Source organism: Acidovorax sp. DW039 (genome assembly GCF_037101375.1).
Classification (GTDB): Bacteria; Pseudomonadota; Gammaproteobacteria; order Burkholderiales; family Burkholderiaceae_C; genus Acidovorax.
In genome coordinates this window covers 1,444,840-1,461,230 of the sequence record NZ_AP029019.1, presented here as the reverse complement: position 1 = coordinate 1,461,230, position 16,391 = coordinate 1,444,840, and the positions used below count along the sequence as shown (strand labels likewise).

Sequence of the window (16,391 nt, the reverse complement as noted above, 5' to 3'; positions counted from 1 at the left end):
GCATGCAGGAGTTGTGCTCTGCGCACACTTGCCGCTCCATCCGTGCAGAGGATGCCTAGGTACGCTTTACGCCTAGCGCTGGCAGCGCGGACAATAAAAACTGCTGCGCTGCCCTTGCCTCAGCATCCGAATAGGTGTTTCACACTGCAGGCAAGGCTGCAGCGACCGTCCGTAGACTTTTGCAGCAGTCTGAAAATGACCTTCGGTTCCGTCAGCACTGGAGAAATCTTTCAGGCTGGAGCCACCCATGTTCACGGCTTCGCTCAATACCTCACGAATGGCATGGAAAAGCCGAGAGCTCCTTTCCAAGCCGATCAGAGAAGCTTTAACGGTGGGGCTGATACCCGCTCTGAACAAGGCTTCCGAGGCGTATATGTTCCCTACGCCCACTACCAGTTTGCCGGCCAAGAGCAACTGTTTGATATCCGACCGACTGCTCTTGAGCCCCTGCCGAAAGCGCTCCATCGTGAAGGCATCACTCAAAGGCTCCATACCCAGCCCGCCGAGCAGCTTGCGAGCCACAGGATCCGTCTCTCCTGCGACATAGATCACCGCACCAAAGCGGCGTGGATCATGCAATCGAAGCACCCCTTTAGATGTCTGCAATTCGAAGTGATCGTGCTTACCCTTCTCCGGCAGAGCCAAGGCAAACCGCAAACTGCCCGACATCCCCAGATGCACGAGCAACATAGCACCGCTGTCCAGACCAATCAGCAAGTACTTTCCCCGACGCCGGACCTCGGTGATGGTCATTCCCTCCAGCGTCCGTGGATCGCAACCCAGTGGCCAGCGCAGCGGTTTCCCAAGATAGACGCCGTGCACGCGTGCACCAGCAATGGCATCGGCAAAGCTACGGCGTGTGACCTCTACCTCAGGCAATTCAGGCATATCGCAGGCATTCAAGCAAGTGGGCGGGGAGGTGGATTATTATGGTTTGATGCAGCAAATTCACCGCTTTCGCTTGATTCCCCTGGCATGTGCACTGGTCTTCACCACCTCGTATGGCTGGGCGCAAACAGCGGCAAGCCCTACGGCACCTTCACGCAAACCTGCTACGGAAAGCGCCATATCCGAGGGAGAGCTCTTTTATGAAACGCTGCTGGGTGAAATAACGACCCGCACAGGCGATCCAGGAGCGGGCTACGCCTTGATACTGGATGCAGCCCGCCGCAGTGGAAGTGCTCAGCTCTATCAGCGTGCAGCAGACATTGCTTTGCAATCGCGCTCGGGGGAATACGCCCTGGCTGCAGCAAAGGCATGGAAAGAAGATCAACCGCAATCGCGCGATGCCAACCGCTATGTTCTGCAGATACTGATAGCGCTCAATCAAGTCAGCGAAACTACTGAACCCCTGCAACAATTTCTTCGCCAAACTCCACTCCCCAATCGTGTAGGGGTGCTGACTGCAATCCCACAGATGTATGCGCGCGTCAGTGACAAGGCAGCTGCGGCCAAAGTAGTTCAAGAGGCCATCAGCACCGAACTCTCAAGCCCCAGCCTTTCATCAGCAGGCTGGATCACTGTGGGCCGCATGCAGCTGGCCGCAGGCAACAAGACTGCCGCCATGGACGCATTGACCAAAGCTCATGCGGCAGATGCCAGCAACGACGGACAAGCCCGACTTGCCCTTGACTTGATGGAGGAAGGCAACAAAGACGCAGAGCCGTTTGTCACGCGTTTTCTCCAGCAGCCAAACGCGTCTGAAATTCGCATGCTGTATGCGCGCGTTCTTTTAGGGCAGTCACGGTTTGCCGAGGCAGTGGAGCAGTTGACACGCACAACGCAAGAGAAACCCGACCTTGCCGAAGCCTGGCTTCTGCTGGCGAGCCTTCAGGCGCAAAACCAGCAGCTCGTGCAGGCAGAGCAATCTCTCAGCCGCTTTTTAGAACTTGCGCAAAATACTTCAGAGCCTCTGTCTAACGCACGTGTGCTGGAGCAAGCCTATCTGCTAGGCGCTCAGATTGCAGAGAAACGAGGGGACGTACCTGCAGCGCAGGAATGGTTGAAGCGCATAGACAACGCAGAAGACTCTTTCAGCGTCCAGCGCATGAGAGCATCCCTGCTGGCGCGCCAGGGGCGCATGCCAGAAGCGCGCGTACTTTTGCGCAATATCCCTGAACGCAATGCGGAAGCTCAGCGCATGAAACTGCTGGCGGAAGCACAGCTACTCAAAGACAACCAACTCTACGAGGAAGCCTACAAGATTCAGGCAGACCTCCTCAAGCAGAATCCAGAAGACAACGATCTGGCTTACGAGCAAGCCATGCTGGCTGAAAAAGCAGGCAAGCTGGATGTCATGGAATCCTTGCTGCGCGGAATCATTCAGCGGCAGCCTGACTATCACCACGCATACAACGCGTTGGGTTATTCGTTGGCGGATCGAGGAATCAAACTGCAGGAAGCCAAGCGACTCATTTTGAAGGCGCTTGAATTCGCGCCAGACGACCCTTTCATCTCTGACAGCCTTGCCTGGGTGGAGTTTCGACTCGGCAACAAGGCCGAAGCGCAACGGCTGCTGAAGGCTGCTTTCGAAAAGAAGCCCGATGCGGAAATTGCCGCCCACTGGGGTGAAGTTCTCTGGAGCCAGGGCGACACCGAGAAAGCCAAGTCAGTCTGGCGCGAAGGTTTGCGCCTGAACCCAGACAACACGACGCTGAAAGAGACGCTGAAGCGGCTTGGGGTTTCACTTTGAAAGCCGCAGGATCGCCAAGCATTCTTCCCGCAATGAAGCGCCGCTGGAGCCGGTCATGCGTTACCGTTTTGGCAAGCCTTGTTTTTGCAGGATGTGCCACCCCACCCCGCCCCACAGAAAACTCTGACTATTGGTCAGGCCGGATTGCATTGCAAACCGAGGAAGACCCTCCGGGGTCGTTCTCTGCCCTGTTTGAACTCGAAGGAAGCGAAGCCCAAGGTGCGTTGACCTTGCTCACACCGATTGGCACCAGCATTGGCAAACTTCAATGGGCACCCGGAAAGGCCTCCCTGCAAACGGGCAGTGAGACCCGGGAGTCAGAATCACTCGACAGGCTTGTGCAACAAGTGACCGGAACAACCGTTCCGGTCAATGCACTTTTTGGATGGCTGAAGGGCACACAAACTCTTGCTACGGGCTGGACGGCCGATCTGAGTGCTGCCTCCGAAGGAAGAATCACTGCATACCGTTATTCGCCAGAGCCCAAGGCAACGTTACGTATTGCCATCACCCAATAACACCGCATGAAAGCGCTTTACGACGTACCAGCCCCGGCCAAGCTCAATCTGTTCCTGCACATCACTGGGCAGCGTGCAGATGGCTACCACCTTCTGCAATCCGTGTTCATGCTGGTGGACTGGAGCGACACACTGCATTTCGAATTACGTGCCGGAAGCCAGTTGAGCAGGGAAGACCACGGTATGGAGCTTCCCCCCGTAGATCTCAGCCTCAAAGCCGCACAAGCGCTGCAGGCAGCAACAGGCTGCACATCAGGTGCGCACATCTGCCTGCACAAGCGCATCCCGGCCCAGGCGGGAATGGGAGGAGGCTCGTCGGATGCGGCCTCTACCCTGATCGCATTGAATAGGTTGTGGAATCTGCACCTGTCTCGCACCCAGCTTGAAGAAATTGGTTTGAGCCTTGGCGCAGACGTTCCCTTCTTCCTGCGCGGCCACAACGCCTGGGTAGAGGGAATCGGAGAGCAAATCCACCCTCTGGAGGGCGCAGCCGCTCTGCCTCCGGCGCGTTTTGTCATCGTCAAACCGGAGGCTGGACTCGAAACAAAAGCGATTTTTTCATCGCACCTGCTAAAACGCGATTCCGACCATGCTACAATCTTAGGCTTTGCTGCAGCACACTACGATTTTGGTCGTAATGACTTGCAGCCAGTCGCACAAAGCTTGTGCCCTGAGGTAAAAAAAGTCACAGAGTGGCTAAAAACCAAAGGATTGCATGCTAGAATGACGGGCTCAGGCAGTGCAGTGTTTGCAAAAATGCCTCATGAAGTTGATTTTCAAGATGCGCCCAGCAACTGGAAAGTCAAAACATGTAGCAATCTGATGATTCATCCGCTAGCGGATTGGGTTATAGAAGCGAATTAAGGTTGATTGCCAACGGCAGTTGACCCGTGTAGGGGAGTCGCCAAGCTGGTTAAGGCACCGGATTTTGATTCCGGCATGCGAAGGTTCGAATCCTTCTTCCCCTGCCAAATACCTTTCCGCATACGGGCTTTTATTCAGACTGCTGGGTCTCTCATGCAAGCCAACCAACCCGACTTCATGGTTTTCACCGGCAATGCCAATCCTGGCATGGCAGCTGAAATTGCGAAACACCTTGGCACCCAATTGGGCGCAGCCGATGTGGGTCGATTCTCTGACGGCGAAGTCACCGTCGAAATCAAACAAAACGTCCGTGCACGTGATGTGTTCGTAGTGCAGTCCACCTGCGCTCCCACGAACGACAACCTCATGGAACTGCTGATCATGGTGGATGCACTCAAGCGTGCATCGGCTGAACGTATCAGCGCCGTGATCCCCTATTTCGGTTATGCACGGCAGGACCGCCGCCCACGCTCTACCCGCGTGCCCATCACTGCCAAGGTGGTAGCCAACATGCTGCAGGCTGTTGGTGTTGCCCGGGTGCTGACCATGGACCTCCACGCGGACCAGATCCAGGGTTTCTTCGATATTCCCGTGGACAACATCTACGCGTCGCCCGTGCTGCTGGGTGACCTGCGTCAGAAGAACTACGAAGACCTGATTGTTGTGTCCCCCGATGTGGGTGGCGTGGTTCGTGCCCGCGCCTTGGCCAAGCAACTGAACTGCGATCTGGCAATCATCGACAAGCGTCGCCCAAAGGCCAACGTGTCTGAAGTGATGCATGTGATCGGCGAAATTGAAGGCCGCAACTGCGTCATCATGGACGACATGATTGATACGGCAGGCACCCTGGTCAAGGCAGCCGAGGTGCTCAAGGAGCGCGGAGCCAAGAAGGTCTATGCTTATTGCACCCACCCCATTTTCTCTGGCCCCGCCATCGAGCGCATTTCCAAGGGTTCTGCGCTGGATGAGATCGTGGTGACCAACACCATCCCGCTGAGCGAATCCGCCAAGGGATGTTCAAAGATTCGCCAGTTGTCCGTGGCTCCGCTGATCGCAGAAACGATCCAGCGCATTGCCAAGGGCGAGTCGGTGATGAGCCTGTTCTCGGAATAAGAAAGTTTTCCTCTGCCACGGGGCCTTGCAGAAGGCACCTCTGGCACATGAAACCCTCAAGCCTCCTTTGGGAGGCTTGTCTGTTCGGGAACAAACCGTGGATTTGCCAGCGCTGTTTGCAGGCAAATCTTTTTCAACAGGGAATGACTGGTCGCGGTCGTCCCCCACAAGGAGCTAACTATGAACTTCGTCGCTTTTGAGCGCGCCAAGCAGGGTACGGGTGCGAGCCGCCGTCTGCGTATTTCGGGCAAGACGCCTGGTATTGTGTACGGTGGTTCCGCTGAACCCCAACTGATTGAAGTGGACCACAACGCACTGTGGCACGCCCTGAAGAAGGAAGCCTTCCACTCCAGCGTTCTGGACATGGAACTGAACGGCAAGACTTCCAAGGTTCTGCTGCGCGACGTGCAATACCACCCCTTCAAGCAACTGGTTCTGCACATCGACTTCCAGCGCGTGGACGAGAAGACCAAGCTGCACATGAAGGTGCCACTGCACTTCAGCGGTGCAGAAGAGTCCCCCGCCGTGAAGGTGGACAAGTGCATGGTCAACCCCGTCGTGAACGAACTGGACGTGAGCTGCATGCCTTCCGACCTGCCAGAGTTCATCGCTGTGGACCTGTCCAAGCTGGAAAAGGGTTCTTCCCTGCACCTGAAGGACATCAAGCTGCCCAAGGGCGTGAGCGCTGTGATCCGTGGCAACAAGCAAAACCCCGTGCTGGTGTCCGTGGTGGCTCCAGTGGTCGTGGTGGAAACTCCTGCCGAAGCAGCACCTGCCGCCGATGCCAAGGGCAAGGGCAAGGGCAAGAAGTAAGCTGCGGCTTCTTCAACGCTTGCAAGACCATCTGGCCCTGTGCTGGATGGCTGCCAAAAACGGTCCACGATGTGGGCCGTTTTTTTTGACCCCTACCACCGATAATTGCCAACATGATCAAGCTGTTTGTGGGCCTGGGCAATCCCGGGCCCGATTACGAAGCCACCCGCCACAATGCGGGCTTCTGGTGGATTGATGCCCTTGCCCGGGAACTCAAGGTACAGCTGGTGCCCGAGCGCAGCTACTGGGGCCTTGCGGGCCGCACCACCATCGCCGGGCAAAGCGTGTGGCTGCTGGAGCCCCAAACGTTCATGAACCTCTCCGGCAAATCGGTGGCTGCACTCGCCAAGTTCTTCAAGATCCAGCCGAGCGAAATTCTCGTAGTGCACGACGAGTTGGATCTGCCGCCTGGGCAGGTCAAACTCAAGCGCGGCGGCAGCCATGCGGGACACAACGGCTTGCGCGACATCCACGCCCAACTGGGGTCACCCGACTACTGGCGCTTGCGCATCGGCATCGGACACCCTGGCGAAAAATCCGAAGTGCCCCACTGGGTACTGAAAAAGCCTGCTCCCGATCAGCGGACATTGATTGAAGAGAGCATCGCCCACTCGCTCAAAGCACACACTGCCATGCTGGCGGGCGACATGGACAAGGCGACTTTGCTGGTCCACACCACCAAGCCACCCCGGCCAAAGCCACCGCGCCCACCCGAACTGGCAGCGACGCCAAAACCTTGATGACGCTATTCTTTTGATAGCTGCCTGCGCTGTATCTGCTTGCGCTACAGCACAAAAATATCAAAAGCTTTTCAAGCCTGATGAAGAGGGCTCAAAACCCAGGGGCAGTGATCGCCCCAGAGTAGAGCCCTGCAGGCATCACACCTTTTGTGATTGCAGGCGCTGAAATTTCTGCCACAGGGTTTCGCGGTTTTCCAAGTACTGCGGATTCACCGGGATGCAGGCCACGGGGCAAATCTGAACGCACTGCGGCTCGTCGAAGTGCCCGACGCACTCGGTGCACTTGTGTGGGTCGATCTCGTAGATTTCCTGCCCCATGTAGATTGCATCGTTGGGACATTCGGGCTCGCACACATCGCAGTTTATGCATTCATCGGTAATCATCAGCGCCATACGAGGCTCCCGCAGGCAACGCACATGGCCTGGAGTGAGAGGGTCCGCACGACCCGGGTGGGCAAGACTGGCTTCATAAGCCCCAATTATCCCGCCTGCGTGGCATGACGCTTGCTGGCACCCGCTGAAACACACTGCGCGCAGCAGGGACGCTTTGCCAGTATGCTGTGTACACACATGAATTGACTGCACTACCTCGACACGATCACTGCCATGGGTCCGTTCCTCCTCAAACGCCTGCTCACCCTTGTGGCGACTTTGCTCGGCGCTTCGGCCGTGGTGTTTCTCGTGCTGGAAATCCTTCCAGGCAATGCAGCGCAGATGCTGATGGGACCTGATGCCTCGCCCGATGCGGTAGCAGCCCTGGCCACCAAACTGGGGCTGGACCAGCCCGCATTGCAGCGCTACATGCACTGGATTGGCGGGCTGCTGACGGGCGACATGGGAGAGAGCTACGCCTACAGCACCCCGGTGCTGGATCTGGTGCTGGAACGCCTGGCGCTGACGGTGCCCCTGGCGCTGCTTGCCATGGTGTTCACCGCTGTTCTGGCTCTCGTGGCGGGCGTGTATGCAGCCTCGCGCCACAACCGCTGGGGCGATGTGGGAGTGATGGCATTGGCCCAGATCGGCATCGCCATTCCCAATTTCTGGTTCGCCATCCTTCTGATCCTGCTGTTTTCCGTCAAGCTGCAATGGTTTGCGGCGGGCGGCTTTCCGGGCTGGACGGAGGACAGCGGCGGCAGCCCGCTGGAGGCTCTCAAGGCGCTGTTGCTGCCTGCCATTGCGCTGGCCGTGGTGCAGGCCGCCATTCTGGCCCGCATCACCCGCTCTGCCGTGCTGGAGGTGCTGCGCGAAGACTTCGTGCGCACGGCACGGGCCAAAGGCTTGTCGCAGCGCGCAGCGCTGTGGGGGCATGTGCTGCGCAACGCCATGATCCCGGTGGTGACGGTGATGGGGCTGCAGTTTGCATCGCTGCTGGCGGGCACCATCGTGGTGGAGAACGTGTTTTACCTGCCGGGCCTGGGGCGGCTGATTTTCCAGTCCATCTCCAACCGGGACCTCATCGTGGTGCGCAACTGCGTCATGCTGCTGGCAACGATGGTGATCGTGGTGAACTTTGTAGTGGACGTGCTGTATGCGGTGATCGACCCCCGCGTGAAAGCCAGTGACATCTGAACCACCATGCAGAAAGACCACGCCACCCTGACCATGCCCCCCGCGGGCTCTGTCGCCACTTCTTCTACATCTGCTACGACTGCGCCCACCGAACGCAGCCCAGGTGCGCGCCACAGCCTCCTACGGGCCCTGCGCCACCGCAGCTTTGTGCTCGGTGCCGTGCTCACTGCGCTGATGCTGGGCATGGCGGCGCTGTCGCTGCTGTGGACTCCGTGGTCTCCCTACGAGGTGGACCTGGCCAGCAAGCTCCAGCCGCCCTCTGCAGCCCATTGGCTGGGGACCGATGCTTTCGGGCGCGACATCGTCTCGCTGCTCATGGTGGGGGCGCGTAACTCCATCCTGGTGGGCGTGATTGCCGTGGGCATTGGCATGGGCGTGGGCACCGCCCTGGGGCTGCTGGCGGCGGCCCGCAAGGGCTGGGTGGAAGAGGCCATCATGCGCCTGGCCGACTTCACCTTTGCGTTTCCGGCCCTGCTGCTGGCCATCATGCTCACCGCAGTCTTCGGCGCGGGCATCGTCAACTCCATCATCGCCATAGGCATCTTCTACATCCCGACATTCGCCCGGGTCACACGCGCTTCGGCCAACGCGGTGTGGTCGCGCGAATACATCCTGGCGGCGCGCGCCTGCGGCAAAGGCCCCTGGCGCATCACGCTGGAGCATGTGCTGCCCAACATCCTCTCGGTGCTGATCGTGCAGGCCACCATCCAGTTCGCGCTGGCCATTCTGGCCGAGGCTGCCTTGTCATACCTGGGGCTAGGCACGCAGCCACCCGATCCCTCCTGGGGCCGCATGCTGAGCGAAGCCCAGACGCTGATGTTCCAAGCCCCGCTGCTGGCCGTGTGGCCGGGGGTGGCCATTGCCCTGGCCGTACTGGGGCTGAACCTGTTGGGCGACGGCCTGCGCGACCTGCTGGACCCCCGGCTGGCGAGGAAGCGATGAAACCCGCAAGCGGAGCAACCCACGCAGCAACCCACGCAGCAACATACGCAGTCACCAAAGCCATCTCAGACCTCCACACACCCCCACGATGACGCTGCTTGAAGTCTCCAACCTCCGCATCCGTCTGCAGACCCACCGAGGCCCCGCCGATGCTGTGCGTGGCGTGGGCTTTGCCCTGCAGCGCGGAGAAACACTCGGCCTCATCGGCGAATCGGGCTGTGGCAAATCCCTTACCGCCATGGCGCTCATGGGGCTGCTGCCCGAAAGCGCACAGGTCACGGGCAGCATCCGCTTTGATGGGCAGGAGCTGGTGGGCATCAGCGATGCGCAGTTATGCCATCTGCGCGGCAACCGCATTGGCATGGTGTTCCAGGAACCCATGACCGCACTCAACCCCGTGCACACCATTGGCCGCCAGGTGGCAGAGCCCCTGCGGCGGCACCTGGGCCTGGATGCCAGGGCAGCGCGGCAGCAAGCCATTGCCTTGCTGGACCGCGTAGGCATACCGCAGGCCAGCCAGCGGTTTGATGCCTATCCACACCAGTTTTCAGGCGGACAGCGGCAGCGCATCACCATCGCCATGGCGCTGGCCTGCGGGCCTGACCTGCTGATTGCCGACGAGCCCACCACCGCACTGGATGTGACCATCCAGCAGCAGATTCTGGACCTCATCAGCGACCTGGTGGCCGAGCGCAACATGGCGCTCATCCTCATCTCGCACGATCTGGGCGTGATCTCCCAGAACGTGGACCGCATGCTGGTGATGTATGGCGGCAGCGTGGTCGAAAGCGGTTCCACCGCTTCGGTGTTTGCTGCCATGGCACACCCCTACACACGCGGGCTGTTGGCCGCCAGGCCCCAGATGACCACGCGCAGGGGCGCGCAGGTGCGGCTGTCCACCATTGCAGGCACCGTGCCCGAACTGGTGGATTTGCCTGCGGGCTGCCCCTTTGCCGGGCGCTGCACCTTCACGGCCCAGACCTGTTACCACACGCCCCCCGAAGCCACTGTGGTGGCGCGGGATGATGACGGAGAACACCTGGTGCGTTGCCTGCGGCCCGAAGCCATGGAGCCCGCGGTGTGCATCGCCACTCCTTCTGCAGCAGCCCACGCACCCGCAACGCCAGCGGCTTCTACGCCATGACCGATACCGCAACCTCCGTAGCCCCTCCGCCGCCCGCAGTGCCGCTGCTGGAGGTGAAGGATCTGGTTCGCGAATACACGCTGCCTCGCGAACATCTGCTGCGCGCGCCTGCCAAAGTGCAGGCCCTCAAGGGCGTGAGCTTTACGCTGCACAGCGGGCGCAGCCTGGGCGTGGTGGGCGAGTCAGGCTCCGGCAAATCCACCCTGGCACGCACCGTGATGGCGCTGGACGCCCCCACTTCCGGCAGCGTGCACCTGCTCGGGCGCAACCTGCACCAGCTCGGCCCCACCGCGCTGCGCGAAGCCCGGCGCGATTTTCAGATGGTGTTCCAGGACCCCTACGGATCGCTGGACCCACGAAAGACCGTAGGCTGGATCGTGAGCGAGCCCCTGCAGGCCCAGGGCCAAACCAACCGCGCTCAGCAGCGGGAGCAGGCCGCCGAGGTGTTGGCCCAGGTGGGCCTGCGCACCAACGACCTGGACAAATACCCGCACGAATTCTCAGGCGGCCAGCGCCAGCGCATTGCCATTGCACGCGCACTCATCACCCGGCCCCGGCTGATCGTGGCCGACGAGCCCGTCAGCGCGCTCGATGTATCGGTGCAGGCCCAGGTGCTCAACCTGCTGCAAGATTTGCAACAGCAATTTGGGGTGAGCTACCTGCTCATCAGCCACGACCTGGCCGTGGTAAACCATCTGTGCGATGAAGTGGTGGTGCTATACCAGGGGCAGATTGTGGAGCGTGGAGCCCCGGCCGAACTCTTCCAGCATGCGCAGCACCCCTACACCCAGTCGCTGGTGGGTGCTGTGCCGCATGTGCAGCCGGGACGGGCACGGGCACGGCGGCAGGCAGCCGCACAGGCACGCACCCACGGCGCGCACCCCGTACCTATGGCGTGATCAGTGCACACGAGCCACGCAGGGTTTTCGATGGTGTACAAAGCGCTCTGTCTCCCGGCCCGCCGTCACGCACCGGTGCACCAGCGCACCGACGCACGGGCTACTGAAGGTTTTGTCTGGTCTTAGTTGGAGTTTGCGAACATGCTGAACCGCCGATCCGTTCTCGCCACTGGCGCCCTGGCCGCCATCCCGCTCGCCGTCCCCGTGGGTGCCCTGGCCCAGAGCCGCAAAGATGCCGTCGTGCTGGCCATGACCCTGGAGCCCCCAGGTCTGGATCCCACGGCAGGTGCAGCCTCCTCCATCGCCGAGATCGTGCAGTACAACGTCTTTGAGACGCTCACCAAGATCAACTCCGACGGCACCGTCTCCCCTTTGCTGGCCGAGAGCTGGGAGGTATCACCAGACCTCAAGACCTACACCTTCAAGCTGCGCAAGGGCGTCAAGTTCCAGAACGGAGAACCCTTCAACGCGGCTGCGGTCAAGTTCTCGTACGACCGCGCGGGCGGTGAGAAAAGCACCAACAAGGACAAGCGCACCTTTGCCAACCTGACCACGCAGGTGGTGGACGAACACACCCTGGTCGTGCTGAACAAGGACATCGACCCCGACCTGCTGTTTGCACTGGGTCAGGCCACCTCCATCATCGTGGAGCCCAAGAGCGCAGACACCAACGCCACCAAGCCCGTGGGCACGGGGCCTTACCAGCTGGGGGCATGGAACAAGGGCTCCTCGGTGGTGCTGACTGCGTGGGATGGCTTCCGGGCTGCCAGCGCCATCAAGATCCGCCGGGCCACCTTCCGCTTCATTTCTGACCCGGCTGCGCAGGTGGCCGCCCTGCTGGCGGGCGATGTGGACCTGTTCCCCCGCGTCACGCCGCGCAGCGTGCCGCAGTTCAAGACCAACCCGCGCTTTCAGGTGCTGGTCAGTGGCTCGCGGGCCAAGACCATCCTCGCCATCAACAACGCGCGCAAGCCGCTGGACGACGTGCGCGTGCGCCGCGCCATCGCGGCAGCCATTGACCGCAAGGCCGTCATCGAGGGCGCTGGCGATGGCTATGGTGCCCCCATCGGCAGCCACTATGTGCCCGGAGCCTTTGGCTATGTGGACACCACGGGCATCAACCCGTTCGACATCGAGAAGTCCAAAAAGCTGCTGGCCGAGGCAGGCGTCAAAACCCCGCTGGAGCTGACGCTGACCCTGCCCCCCACGCCCTATGCGCGCCAGGGCGGTGAAGTCATCGTGGCGCAGCTGGCCAAGGTGGGCATCGTGGCCAAGACGCAGAACGTGGAATGGGCACAGTGGCTCAGCGGCACCTACGGCAACAAAAACTACGACCTGACCCTCATCTCGCATGTTGAGCCCTTTGACCTGGGCAACTTTGCCAAGCCTGACTACTACTGGGGCTACCAATCGCCCAAGTTCAACGAGCTGTACAACCAGATCAAGAACGCCGCCCGCCCGCAAGACCGCGCCCGCCTGCTGGGCGACGCGCAAAAGCTGCTGGCCGAAGATTCCGTGCACGCCTTTCTGTACCAGCCGCAGTGGATCACCGTGGCGAACAAAAACCTCAAGGGGTTGTGGAAGGACATGCCGGTGTTCGTGAACGACCTCTCGGCCCTGTCCTGGTCTTGATGGTCCGTCCGCCGCCGCAGATACTGCTGATGCGGCGGCAGATTACTCCTGAAATGATAGCTGCCTGCGCTTGATCCATAAGCACTACAGGCCATTTTCATTGATATTCCACACCCCCTTGCCATGACCGCACTGCACGACCTGCCCGCCCACGAACTGCTGGCCGCCTACCGCCAGCGCACGCTGTCCCCCGTGGAGGTCACGCAAGACGTGCTGGCACACATGCAGCGCTGGGAGCCCCACATCCAGGCCACCTACCTGCTCAGGCCCGAGCATGCGCTGGCGCAGGCCCGCCAGAGCGAAGCCCGCTGGCTGCGCGGCGAGCCCCAGGGCCTGCTGGACGGGGTGCCCGTCACCATCAAAGAAAACATCGCCACCCAGGGGGACCCTACGCCCCTGGGCACTGCCGCCGTGCCCCTGGTGCCCGCAGCAGCCGATGCGCCCCCAGCCGCGCGCCTGCGCGATGCGGGTGCGGTGATGGTGGCCAAGACCACCATGCCTGACTACGGCATGCTGTCCTCGGGGCTGTCCAGCTTCCATCCCCTTTCGCGCAACCCTTGGGATACCACCAAGGGGCCGGGTGGCTCCAGCGCCGGTGGCGGTGCAGCGGCGGCGGCGGGCTATGGGCCTTTACACATTGGCACCGATATTGGCGGCTCGCTGCGGCTGCCTGCCAGCTGGTGCGGCATTTTCAGCCTCAAGCCCAGCCTGGGCCGCATCCCCATCGACCCGCCGTACACCGGCCGCGCCGCAGGCCCCATGACCCGCACCGTGCAAGACGCCGCCCTGATGATGCAGGTGCTGAGCCAGCCCGACGCGCGCGACAGCATGAGCCTGCCCTACCAGCCCATCGCCTGGGACAGCTACGACCAGGGCGTGCAGCGCCTGCGCGGCCTGCGCATGGGCCTGCTGCTGGATGCCGGTTGCGGCCTGCCCGTGGAAGACGAAGTGCGGTCTGCGGTGGAACATGCCGCCCGCCTGTTCGAGCAGGCGGGTGCACAGGTCACGCTGATGCAGCCCTTCATGACCCAGGCCATGCTCGACGGCATGGACCACTTCTGGCGCATGCGTTCGCACATGGACCTGCAAGCCCTGCCTGATGCGCAGCGCGCCAAGGTGCTGCCCTACATCCGCGCCTGGGCAGAAAGCGCTGCGGGCATGACGGGTACGCAAGTCTTCCAGGCCAGCCAGCAGTTTCACCTTACGCGGGTTGCTACGGTCAAGGCCTGCAGCACGTTCGACTACGTCATCTCGCCCGTGGCCCCCATGCCCGCGTTTGCGGCCGAACTGCCCTCGCCCACCAACGACCCTTTGCGCCCGCTGGAACACATCGGCTTTACCGTGCCCTACAACATGTCCGAGCAGCCCGCAGCGTCGGTCAACTGCGGCTATACGGCCAGCGGCTTACCCATAGGGCTGCAAATTGCCGGAGCGCGGTTTGATGACCTGGGCGTGCTGCAGGTGGCCCGTGCATTCGAGTTGATCCGCGACCCGCAGCGGCCCTGGCCACAGCCCCCGGTTCTGGATTGATCGCACCTCAGATGGCTCGCGCCTCCCGCCATTCACGCTGAGCCTGTCCTGAGCCTGCCGAAGGACTCAACCCGAACGGATATGGCAAGTTCAAAGAGACCCACGCCATAGGCCAGCCCACAAAAAAGCCCCGCCGACCTCTCTGGTCGGTGGGGCTTTGTTTTTGGCTTTTTTGGCCGCTTGGCAGCCATGAAGCCGAAGCTATGTCAGTGCATGAAGTTCGGCAGATCCATCACCTTGCCGTTGAGCTTGGCCTGACCCGCTTCCATCTTCAGGCTGCTGATCAGGTTGTCGCCCTCCTGGCGCAGGTAGCCGGCGGCCTGGGCCATGCCAATCAGGGCATCCATGTCGTCGCTCTTGAATTCTTCCTGCCCCGCTGCCTTGGCCAACTGCGGCAGCCAGGCCTTGGGCAAACGCGCATTGGCATGCAGCACAGAGTTCTTCAGCAGCACAGGGCCCCAGCCCGCCTGCGCAACCTCTTCTGGCGCAGGTGCGCGGGTTACCTCGCCGCCATACTCTAGCTCGGCCTGCTGGCCGCCCAGCGTGGCAAAGAACTTCATCGAGTACGCAGGCAGGGCCGCCGTCAGGCGCTGGGCGTTGTCAGCCAGCAGCTTGAAGATCTTTCCACCGTCATCGTCCTGCGCCATGGCCTTCAGGCCATCCTTGCTGTAGCTCTCCAGCAGCGCCATCTGCAGGCTCTTGACCACGTCGGCATCAATGCGCTGGAACTTCTCTTCAAACCCGACCGATTCGAAGTCCAGAGGGCCAACCAGGCCCTTGCCCTTGAACGAAGTGCTCATGCCCATGAGCTTGCCATTGCGGTCAATGGTGGTTGTGCCGGTCAGGTCCTTCAACGCCAGCATCGGCTTGGCTGCGCCGCCGGGTGGCGTGCTGCTCGCGTCGATCTGGGCAAAACGCACCGAGCCCTTGCCCGGAGCCAGCATCCACAGCTCATCAATGATCTGGCTGTCGAAATCGCCACTCATACCCTTGAACGTGATCGCAATGCGGTTCTCGGTAGCAGGGTCGGCTTCTTCGTCGCCCTTGCTGCTCAGCCCGGAAAAGGCCACCTCAGGCCACTGGAACTTGCCGTTGACCTGCGTGCGACCTCCGTTGATGGAGAACTCGGCCTTCAGTTCCTGCCAGCGCAAGGTCACTTCCTCATCACCCACTTCACCCGCAGGCACCATCAGCTCCATGTGGTGACCGCCTGCCAGGCCATGCACCGTGAGCAGTGTGGGCGCCGTGGCCTTGGCCAGCAGCTTGCCGCTCTTTTCGTCCATGCCTTCCAGCGCAAAGCGTGAATCCACCACCGCAGCCGCAATACGGCCACCCGCCAGAGGGCCATGGCGCACTTGGCTGTTCACCACCACCCGAATAGGCTGGGGTGCCTGGCCGGACTCTTCGGATGCAGGAGGCACCCACTGCAGCACCAGCCTGCCCTGCGATGAAAAGAAGCCCTTCTGATAATCCTGCGAAACCACGGCTTCTTTACCCAGCACCTTGCGGACGTCCTCCACGGCCTCCAGATAGCTCGTCTCGGCCTGTCGGCCCATGAACCAGGTAGCACCGCCATAGGCTGCAACCACCGCCAGCGCCGCTGCGGCGCCCAAAGCTGTTTTCTTGCTCATTGTCAAATCTGTGAAATGGGTTGACCCACCCCCCTCGGATGGTGCGCGCGAGAATACCAGTGCACTCCCCGCTTCCCCGATTGCCCCCACGGCGCAGATGCAAGCAAATGTGCACTAATGGACAAACACGGGGACCAAGAGGGTTCCCCACAGCCCATGCACAGCTGCCACATGCCCTGCAAACGGGCCATCCGCAATCTCCCTGCGCTGATCGCGTTGACTCCACAGCAATATCGGCTATCTTCGGGTGAGGCACGCTACCGCGCTGGGGCGTGCAAGCCCTTCCCCCTTCCGCTTACGGCCC

At 61.2% G+C, this 16,391-nt stretch carries 15 protein-coding genes and 1 tRNA gene; 13 read left to right on the top strand and 3 right to left on the bottom strand.

Annotated features, from left to right (window positions below):
• Nucleotides 1–72: 72 nt before the first annotated feature.
• The gene (gene mutM / locus AACH87_RS06645; RefSeq protein WP_338797987.1) at nucleotides 73–888 is read right to left on the bottom strand and encodes a bifunctional DNA-formamidopyrimidine glycosylase/DNA-(apurinic or apyrimidinic site) lyase; all 816 of its coding nucleotides are present in this window, start codon (nucleotides 886–888) and stop codon (nucleotides 73–75) included.
• Here mutM and AACH87_RS06640 point away from each other — a divergent pair.
• The 7 genes from AACH87_RS06640 (at nucleotide 860) to pth (ending at nucleotide 6,740) form a co-directional block, all read left to right on the top strand.
• A complete protein-coding gene (locus tag AACH87_RS06640) occupies nucleotides 860–2,692 on the top strand; it encodes a tetratricopeptide repeat protein (RefSeq protein WP_338797986.1) in 1,833 nt (610 codons plus the stop codon). The genes mutM and AACH87_RS06640 overlap by 29 nt on opposite strands.
• Before the next feature lie 32 nt (nucleotides 2,693–2,724).
• Nucleotides 2,725–3,210: a lipoprotein insertase outer membrane protein LolB gene (locus tag AACH87_RS06635; protein WP_338797985.1), complete on the top strand. Its 486-nt coding sequence runs from the start codon at nucleotides 2,725–2,727 to the stop codon at nucleotides 3,208–3,210.
• Nucleotides 3,211–3,216: 6 nt separating this feature from the next.
• A complete protein-coding gene (gene ispE, locus AACH87_RS06630) occupies nucleotides 3,217–4,074 on the top strand; it encodes a 4-(cytidine 5'-diphospho)-2-C-methyl-D-erythritol kinase (RefSeq protein ID WP_338797984.1) in 858 nt (285 codons plus the stop codon).
• Nucleotides 4,075–4,104: 30 nt separating this feature from the next.
• Nucleotides 4,105–4,181 (top strand) — tRNA-Gln (locus tag AACH87_RS06625).
• 46 nt (nucleotides 4,182–4,227) lie between these two features.
• Nucleotides 4,228–5,187 (top strand): ribose-phosphate pyrophosphokinase, encoded by a 960-nt coding sequence (locus AACH87_RS06620; protein ID WP_338797983.1) that lies wholly within the window; start codon nucleotides 4,228–4,230, stop codon nucleotides 5,185–5,187.
• Nucleotides 5,188–5,367: 180 nt separating this feature from the next.
• Nucleotides 5,368–6,000, top strand: a complete 633-nt coding sequence (locus AACH87_RS06615) for a 50S ribosomal protein L25/general stress protein Ctc (protein ID WP_338797982.1) — start codon at nucleotides 5,368–5,370, stop codon at nucleotides 5,998–6,000.
• A 113-nt stretch (nucleotides 6,001–6,113) separates the two neighbouring features.
• Nucleotides 6,114–6,740 (top strand): aminoacyl-tRNA hydrolase, encoded by a 627-nt coding sequence (pth, locus tag AACH87_RS06610; RefSeq protein WP_338797981.1) that lies wholly within the window; start codon nucleotides 6,114–6,116, stop codon nucleotides 6,738–6,740.
• A gap of 138 nt (nucleotides 6,741–6,878) precedes the next feature.
• On the opposite strand, the gene AACH87_RS06605 is transcribed toward pth, so the two are convergent.
• Nucleotides 6,879–7,133, bottom strand: coding sequence for a YfhL family 4Fe-4S dicluster ferredoxin (locus tag AACH87_RS06605; protein ID WP_338797980.1), 255 nt, complete (start codon nucleotides 7,131–7,133; stop codon nucleotides 6,879–6,881).
• 213 nt (nucleotides 7,134–7,346) lie between these two features.
• Here AACH87_RS06605 and AACH87_RS06600 point away from each other — a divergent pair, with 213 nt between their 5' ends.
• The 6 genes from AACH87_RS06600 to AACH87_RS06575 all read left to right on the top strand — a co-directional run bounded on the left by AACH87_RS06600 (nucleotide 7,347) and on the right by AACH87_RS06575 (nucleotide 14,456).
• Nucleotides 7,347–8,309, top strand: coding sequence for an ABC transporter permease (locus AACH87_RS06600; protein ID WP_338797979.1), 963 nt, complete (start codon nucleotides 7,347–7,349; stop codon nucleotides 8,307–8,309).
• A gap of 6 nt (nucleotides 8,310–8,315) precedes the next feature.
• Nucleotides 8,316–9,251, top strand: coding sequence for an ABC transporter permease (locus AACH87_RS06595; RefSeq protein WP_338797978.1), 936 nt, complete (start codon nucleotides 8,316–8,318; stop codon nucleotides 9,249–9,251).
• 88 nt (nucleotides 9,252–9,339) lie between these two features.
• Nucleotides 9,340–10,395 (top strand): ABC transporter ATP-binding protein, encoded by a 1,056-nt coding sequence (locus AACH87_RS06590; protein WP_338797977.1) that lies wholly within the window; start codon nucleotides 9,340–9,342, stop codon nucleotides 10,393–10,395.
• Nucleotides 10,392–11,294: an ATP-binding cassette domain-containing protein gene (locus AACH87_RS06585; protein WP_338797976.1), complete on the top strand. Its 903-nt coding sequence runs from the start codon at nucleotides 10,392–10,394 to the stop codon at nucleotides 11,292–11,294. Before AACH87_RS06590 ends, AACH87_RS06585 begins: the two co-directional genes overlap by 4 nt.
• A 141-nt stretch (nucleotides 11,295–11,435) precedes the next feature.
• A complete protein-coding gene (locus AACH87_RS06580) occupies nucleotides 11,436–12,926 on the top strand; it encodes an ABC transporter substrate-binding protein (protein WP_338797975.1) in 1,491 nt (496 codons plus the stop codon).
• Between the two features lie 123 nt (nucleotides 12,927–13,049).
• Complete coding sequence (locus tag AACH87_RS06575) at nucleotides 13,050–14,456, top strand: amidase (protein ID WP_338797974.1); 1,407 nt, start codon at nucleotides 13,050–13,052, stop codon at nucleotides 14,454–14,456.
• 206 nt (nucleotides 14,457–14,662) lie between these two features.
• On the opposite strand, the gene AACH87_RS06570 is transcribed toward AACH87_RS06575, so the two are convergent.
• Nucleotides 14,663–16,087 carry a YdgA family protein gene (locus AACH87_RS06570; RefSeq protein WP_338797973.1) on the bottom strand — a complete coding sequence of 475 codons (1,425 nt, stop codon included), beginning with the start codon at nucleotides 16,085–16,087 and terminating at the stop codon, nucleotides 14,663–14,665.
• Nucleotides 16,088–16,391 lie beyond the last annotated feature (304 nt).